The sequence below is a fragment of the Dietzia sp. CW19 genome (genome assembly GCF_014145265.1).
Taxonomy (GTDB): Bacteria; Actinomycetota; Actinomycetes; order Mycobacteriales; family Mycobacteriaceae; genus Dietzia; species Dietzia natronolimnaea.
On sequence record NZ_JAALEE010000336.1, the window covers coordinates 1 to 5,952 of the forward strand.

The 5,952-nt window shown below is 71.6% G+C and carries 5 protein-coding genes and 1 pseudogene; 5 read left to right on the forward strand and 1 reads right to left on the reverse strand.

What is annotated here, in order from left to right; all coding sequences use genetic code 11:
• The coding region (locus G6021_RS10445) for an enoyl-CoA hydratase-related protein (RefSeq protein WP_182641243.1) at positions 1 to 386 on the reverse strand (386 nt) is incomplete at its 3' end.
• Positions 387 to 515: 129 nt separating this feature from the next.
• Between G6021_RS10445 and G6021_RS10450 the strand changes: the two genes are divergently transcribed.
• From G6021_RS10450 to G6021_RS10470, 5 genes and pseudogenes are all read left to right on the forward strand, one after another.
• On the forward strand, positions 516 to 2,231 hold the full coding sequence (locus G6021_RS10450; protein WP_182641244.1) for a DAK2 domain-containing protein: 1,716 nt from the start codon (positions 516 to 518) through the stop codon (positions 2,229 to 2,231).
• Positions 2,228 to 4,504 carry an ATP-dependent DNA helicase RecG gene (recG, locus tag G6021_RS10455; RefSeq protein ID WP_182639247.1) on the forward strand — a complete coding sequence of 759 codons (2,277 nt, stop codon included), beginning with the start codon at positions 2,228 to 2,230 and terminating at the stop codon, positions 4,502 to 4,504. Before G6021_RS10450 ends, recG begins: the two co-directional genes overlap by 4 nt.
• A 29-nt stretch (positions 4,505 to 4,533) precedes the next feature.
• Positions 4,534 to 5,121, forward strand: a complete 588-nt coding sequence (gene rsmD, locus G6021_RS10460; protein WP_179525488.1) for a 16S rRNA (guanine(966)-N(2))-methyltransferase RsmD — start codon at positions 4,534 to 4,536, stop codon at positions 5,119 to 5,121.
• Positions 5,118 to 5,591 (forward strand): pantetheine-phosphate adenylyltransferase, encoded by a 474-nt coding sequence (coaD, locus tag G6021_RS10465; protein ID WP_179525487.1) that lies wholly within the window; start codon positions 5,118 to 5,120, stop codon positions 5,589 to 5,591. The genes rsmD and coaD overlap by 4 nt, the downstream gene beginning before the upstream one ends.
• A gap of 111 nt (positions 5,592 to 5,702) precedes the next feature.
• A pseudogene (locus tag G6021_RS10470) lies at positions 5,703 to 5,952 on the forward strand (DivIVA domain-containing protein); the annotation flags it as partial.

Sequence of the window (5,952 nt, forward strand, 5' to 3'; positions counted from 1 at the left end):
CCGACGGAGAAGTCGGCGGCCAACGCGAGGGAGAGCCCGGCCCCCGCGGCCCAGCCGGCCACCGCGGCCACCACCGGCACAGGTGCCTCCTCCAGTTGCCTGACCACCACGTGCAACCGGTCGGCCAGCTCGCGGACGTGCTCCGAGCGGTCCTCGGCGGCGGCGAAGCCGGGCACGTTCCCACCCGCGCAGAAGTTCCTGCCCAGGCCCACGAGGAGGATCGCACCGGCGTCGATCTCGCCGGCGAGGAGCGCGGCCAGTGCGGTGCCGGCCTGGGTGACGGCGTCGGAGTCCAGCGAGTTCCCCCTGCCCTCGAGGGAGATGGGGATGGTGAGCACACCGTCCTCGAGGGTGACGAGGGGAGTGGCGTTCAGGGCAGTGGTCATCTGGTCTCCAGGGAGTGGTACGGGCCGTCTCGGCCTGTTCGACGGCTGTCGCACGGTGAGGGTACTAGGCTTGGCCGCGCCGACCGACGGAGTCGGACCGTTGGGGTGGACGGACGCCGAGGAGGGGTGATGGCACAGGAGTCGACGAGTGTCGAGGAACGTCCGTCATCACTGGACGCCCACGGGCTTCTGGGGTGGGCGCGTCGGTGTGTGGAACATCTGGCGACCCACCGCGAGGAGATCAACGCCCTCAACGTCTTCCCGGTGCCGGACTCCGACACCGGGACCAATCTGCTCTACACGATGAGAGCCGCGGTCGACAGGGCCGAGGGAGAGGAGGCGTGGATCGCCGAGGGCGGGGGAAGTGCCGGCGCCCGCGAGATCGCCGTGGCGCTCGGTCACGGGGCCGTCCACGGTGCGCGGGGCAACTCCGGCGTCATCCTGTCCCAGGTTCTCCGGGCGGTCGGCGAGGCCGCGACCTTCACCGTCGTCGACGCCTCCACCTACCGTCGAGCGCTCCGGACGGCGGTGACCCTCGTCGACCATGCGCTCAGCGATCCGGTGGAGGGCACCATCGTGACCGTGTTGCGGGAGGCCGCCGGGGGCGCCGGTCGGTCGTCGGCGACCTCGCTCGTCGAGGTGGCACGGGCGGCCGCGGATGCCGGGGCGGAGGCCCTCGACCGCACGACGTCCCAGCTGCCCGCGCTGGCCCGGGCGGGGGTCGTGGACGCGGGCGGCAGAGGCCTGCTGGTGCTGCTGGACACCATGGTCGAGGTACTCGGGGGACAGGCGCCGGAGCGACCGGACTACTTCGTCCCCGAGGACCCGTTCACCGAGCCGTCCGCGCAGTGTGACGGGACGGACGGTGGTGCCCCGGAGTCCTCCGCCGACACCCGGTACGAGGTCATGTACTCCCTGACCCATTCGGACGACGCGCGCGCCGACGAGCTCAGGTCCGCTCTCCGGACCCTGGGCGACAGCGTGGTGGTCGTGGGCGACGGTGGAACGGGGGACAACGCCCGCTGGGCGGTCCACGTCCACACCGACGACATCGGAACGGCGGTCGAGGTCGCGCTCTCGCTCGGCCGGGTCACCGAGATCCGTGTGACGGACATGTTGGACCCGGTGGGCGTGAGCCCGTCGGCAGGGCACCGTCGACGGGATGGGTCCGGGGAGGGGGCGAACCGGACCGGACGCGAGCCCGAGCGGACGGTGGTCGCGATCGTCCCCGACGGGCCGCTCGCCGAGCTGTTCTCGGGCGCGGGGGCGCGAACGGTCGATCCGGACGAGGGCGGGGTGATCGACGCGGTGCTGGCACTGTCCGCGGACGAGTTGCTGGTGCTGCCCAACGGTGAGCTGTCCAGGGCGCAGATCGGAGCACTCGACGCCGCCCTGCGCGACGTCGACGGCAACGCCCTCATCCTCCCGACGGGGTCGGTCGTCCAGGGGTTGTCCGCGCTGGCCGTCCACGACCCCTCGACCACGTTGTCCCTGGACGGCTTCGGGATGGCGGACGCGGCCGCGGCCACCCGGCACGCGCACCTGGTGCGGGCCGAACACGACGCGCTCACCCTGGTGGGTCGCTGCGCCGCCGGGGACCTCCTCGGCATGGTCGGCCACGACGTCGCCCTCATCGAGACGGACCCGGTGGACGCGGTGTGCGCGCTCGCGGACCGGTTGCTCTCCTCGGGCGGCGAACTCGTGACCCTGCTGCTCGGCGACGACTACGACGAGGCCGCGACGCAGGAGGCGCTGACCCGGATCCGCGACGGTCACCCCGACGTGGAGGTCGCCGGATACGCGGCCGGACCGGGCCGGGTGCTCGCACACGTCGGGGTCGAATGACCGCGTTCGCCACCACGGACACGCCGCTGGAGGAGGTCCTCGACGCCGGACTGGCCGAGAGGATCACCACGGCCTTCGGCCACCGGACCGTCGGCGACCTGCTCCACACCCTGCCCCGTCGCTACCGGCAGCACGGGCAGCGCTACGACAGGCGCGAACTCGTCGACGGGGAGCGGGTGACGATCATCGGGACCGTCGCCACCGCCGCGACCCGTACCTACACCACCAAGCAGGGCCAGCCGCGGGAGATGCTCACGCTCACCGTGAAGGACGAGGACACCACGTTCAAGGTGGTCTACTTCGCCGGCCGCAGGATCAAGTTCATGCTCCCGGTGGGCACGGTGGCGATGTTCGACGGGACGGTGTCGCGGTTCCGCCAGTCCCTGGATCTCAAGCACCCCGAGTTCCTGGTCCTCCGATCGGTCGCCGGGCCCGGCGGCCAGCTCAAGGGCTCGGGTGACCTCGCCGCGCTCGCGCGACTCTCCGCGGAGATCGACGCCGAGGGCGGCCCGAGCCTGTTCGACCGCCCGCTCCTGCCCATCTACTCGGCCAAGGAGAGTGTGACGTCGTGGGACCTCCTCGGTGCGGTCGTCACCGCGATCCGCGCCCTGGTCCCCGTGGTGGACCCCCTCGACGACGCGGTCCGGCAGGCCGCGGGGTTGATGGGCCTCGACGAGGCGCTGCGCAAGGCCCACCTGCCCGGATGCGTCGAGGACGCGGACAGGGCCGGCCACCGCCTCCGGTTCGACGAGGCGATCGCACTGCAGCTGCTGCTGGGGGCCCGGCGCCGCTTCGTCGCCCGTGACCCGGCGCCGGCCAGCCCGGTGCGCGGGGACGGCGTCCGAGCCGCGATGGAGTCGCGGATGCCGTTCGAGCTCACCGCCGGGCAGCAGACCGTCCTCGAGGAGATCTCGGCGGACCTCACGCTCGACGAACCGATGAACCGTCTGCTCCAGGGTGAGGTCGGCTCCGGGAAGACGGTCGTCGGGCTGCTCGCGATGCTCCAGGTGGTCGATGCGGGGCGCCAGTGCGTGATGCTGGCGCCCACCGAGGTCCTGGCCACCCAACACCACCGCTCGTTGACGGCCATGCTCGGTGATCTGGGGGAGCGGGGCCGACTCGGCGCCGCGGACCAGGCCACCCGGGTCGTGCTGCTGACCGGGTCCATGTCCACGGCGGAGCGCCGGGCGGCCCTGCTCGACATCGTCACCGGGGAGGCCGGGATCGTCGTGGGGACGCACGCGCTCATCCAGGACTCCGTCGACTTCTTCGACCTGGGGCTGGTCGTGGTCGACGAACAACACCGCTTCGGGGTCCGTCAGCGTGACCGGCTCCGCGCCAAGGGGCGGGACGGGATGGTCCCGCACCTGCTGGTGATGACGGCGACGCCGATCCCCCGCACCATCGCGATGACGGTGTTCGGCGACCTGGAGGTCTCCGAGCTGGGTGAACTGCCCGGTGGACGCAGACCCATCTCGACCTCCGTCGTGCCGGCCAGGGACAGGCCGAGATGGGTGGAGCGCACCTGGGAGCGGGTGCGGGAGGAGGTCGGGGCTGGTCATCGCGCGTATGTCGTGTGTGCGCGGATCGACGCCGAGACCACCGACGCCCCGGACGGGGCCCCGAAGGCGGGGGACGACGACAAGGGCGGCGACAGGCCCCCGCTGGTCGCCGCCGTGGAGCTCCACCAGTACCTGTCCACCGGGCCTCTCGCGGGACTCCGCATCGGCTTGATGCACGGTCGGCTGCCCCCCGAGGCGAAGGACGCGACCATGACCGCGTTCGCGTCCGGTGATCTCGACGTCCTGGTGTCGACGACCGTGATCGAGGTCGGGGTGGACGTACCGGAGGCCACCGTGATGGTGGTGATGGACGCCGACCGGTTCGGGGTGAGCCAGCTCCACCAACTCCGTGGACGGGTGGGTCGGGGTGGCCTGCCCGGGCTCTGCCTGCTCGTGACCAACTCCCGCGAGGGGGGCAAGGCGATGGAACGGTTGAACGCCGTCGCGGCCACCACCGACGGGTTCCTGTTGGCGCAGCTCGACCTGGTCCAACGCCGCGAGGGTGACGTCCTCGGAGACGCTCAGTCGGGTGCACTTGCCTCGCTGCGGTTGTTGTCCGTCGTCGAGGACGGCGAGGTCATCGAGATCGCACGCCGCCACGCCGAGGAGATCCTCGACTCCGACCCCGGGCTCGACACCCACCCGGCGTTGGCCGAGCGGGTCCGCCGACTGTCCGGTTCGGACGAGTCGGACTACCTGTTCAAGTACTGACCACCACCATCTCGACCATCGGGGGAGTCATGACCCGCATCATCTCGGGCCGCCTGCGCGGGCGGTCGATCACCGTGCCGCCCTCGGGGACCCGGCCCACCACCGACCGCGTCCGCGAGGCCCTGTTCAGCGCGATCACCAGCCGGATGGATCTGGACGGAACCGCCGTGCTGGACCTGTTCGCGGGATCGGGCGCCCTCGGCTTGGAGGCGGTCTCCCGGGGCGCCGACGTGGTGTGGTTCGTGGAGGACAACCCCCGGGCGGTCGCGAGCATCCGCGCGAACACCGCGGGTGTGTCCTCGTCGTTCCCGGCGGTCCGCCCGACCGTGAAGCGGGCGGCGCTGCCCGCCGCCGTCGCCGGTCCGTGCCCCGTGGCCGGCGGGTTCGACCTCGTCCTCGCCGACCCGCCGTACGAGAAGTCCGGGGAGCTCGACGCGCCCGTCCTCGAGGCGTTGTCGGCGGGAGGGTGGCTGGCCGGTGACGCCCTGGTGGTGTGGGAGAGGTCCAAGCGCGACCCGGCCGTGCGATGGCCCGGCGGCTACGAGGTGGTGTTCGAACGGACCTACGGGGAGACCGCCGTCGAGATCGCCCGACCGGTTGATACGGTCGCCCGATGACCACCGTCGTGTGCCCAGGCTCCTTCGACCCGGTGACCCTCGGGCACCTCGACATCGTCCGGAGGTCGGCGCAACTGTTCGACGACGTGATCGTGTGCGTGGTGGCCAACCCCAACAAGCAGGGGACGTTCACCATCGACGAGCGGAAAGCGCTCATCGAGGAGGTCTGCTCCGACCTCCCCGGGGTCCGCGTCGACAGCTTCTACGGGCTGCTCGTCGACTACTGCCGTGACAAGGGCGCCACGGCCGTGATCAAGGGCCTGCGCGACTCGACCGACTACGACTACGAACTGCCTATGGCCCACATGAACAGGTCGATCGCGGGGGTGGACACCGTGTTCCTGCCGACCCGGGCGGACCTGGCCTTCGTGTCCTCCTCGTTGTGCCGCGAGGTCACACGACTGGGCGGGGACGTCTCGCATCTGCTGCCGGATCCCGTCGCACGGGCCCTGAAGGAACGGCTGGGCTGACCGGGCCCCGGCGCGCCGGACCACCGGACACACCGCCGCCGCACCGGCACCGGGGCCCGGCTTGCGGGCACACTGGTGTGGCAAGAGTGACGATCCGGTGAAGGGACGAGCGTGTACCGAGTGTTCCAGGCCCTCGATGAGCTGAACGCGATGATCGAGGATGCCCGCAGTCTGCCCATGACCGCGAACTGCGTGGTGCCCAGGCACGAGTCCCTGCTGTTGCTCGACGACATCCGTGACTCCTTCCCCGGTGAGCTCGACGACGCCCAGGACGTGCTGGACCAGCGCGACAGTGTGCTCGCGGAAGCCGACGCGACCGCCCGGGACACCGTGTCCGCCGCGGACGCCGAGGCGGATCGCA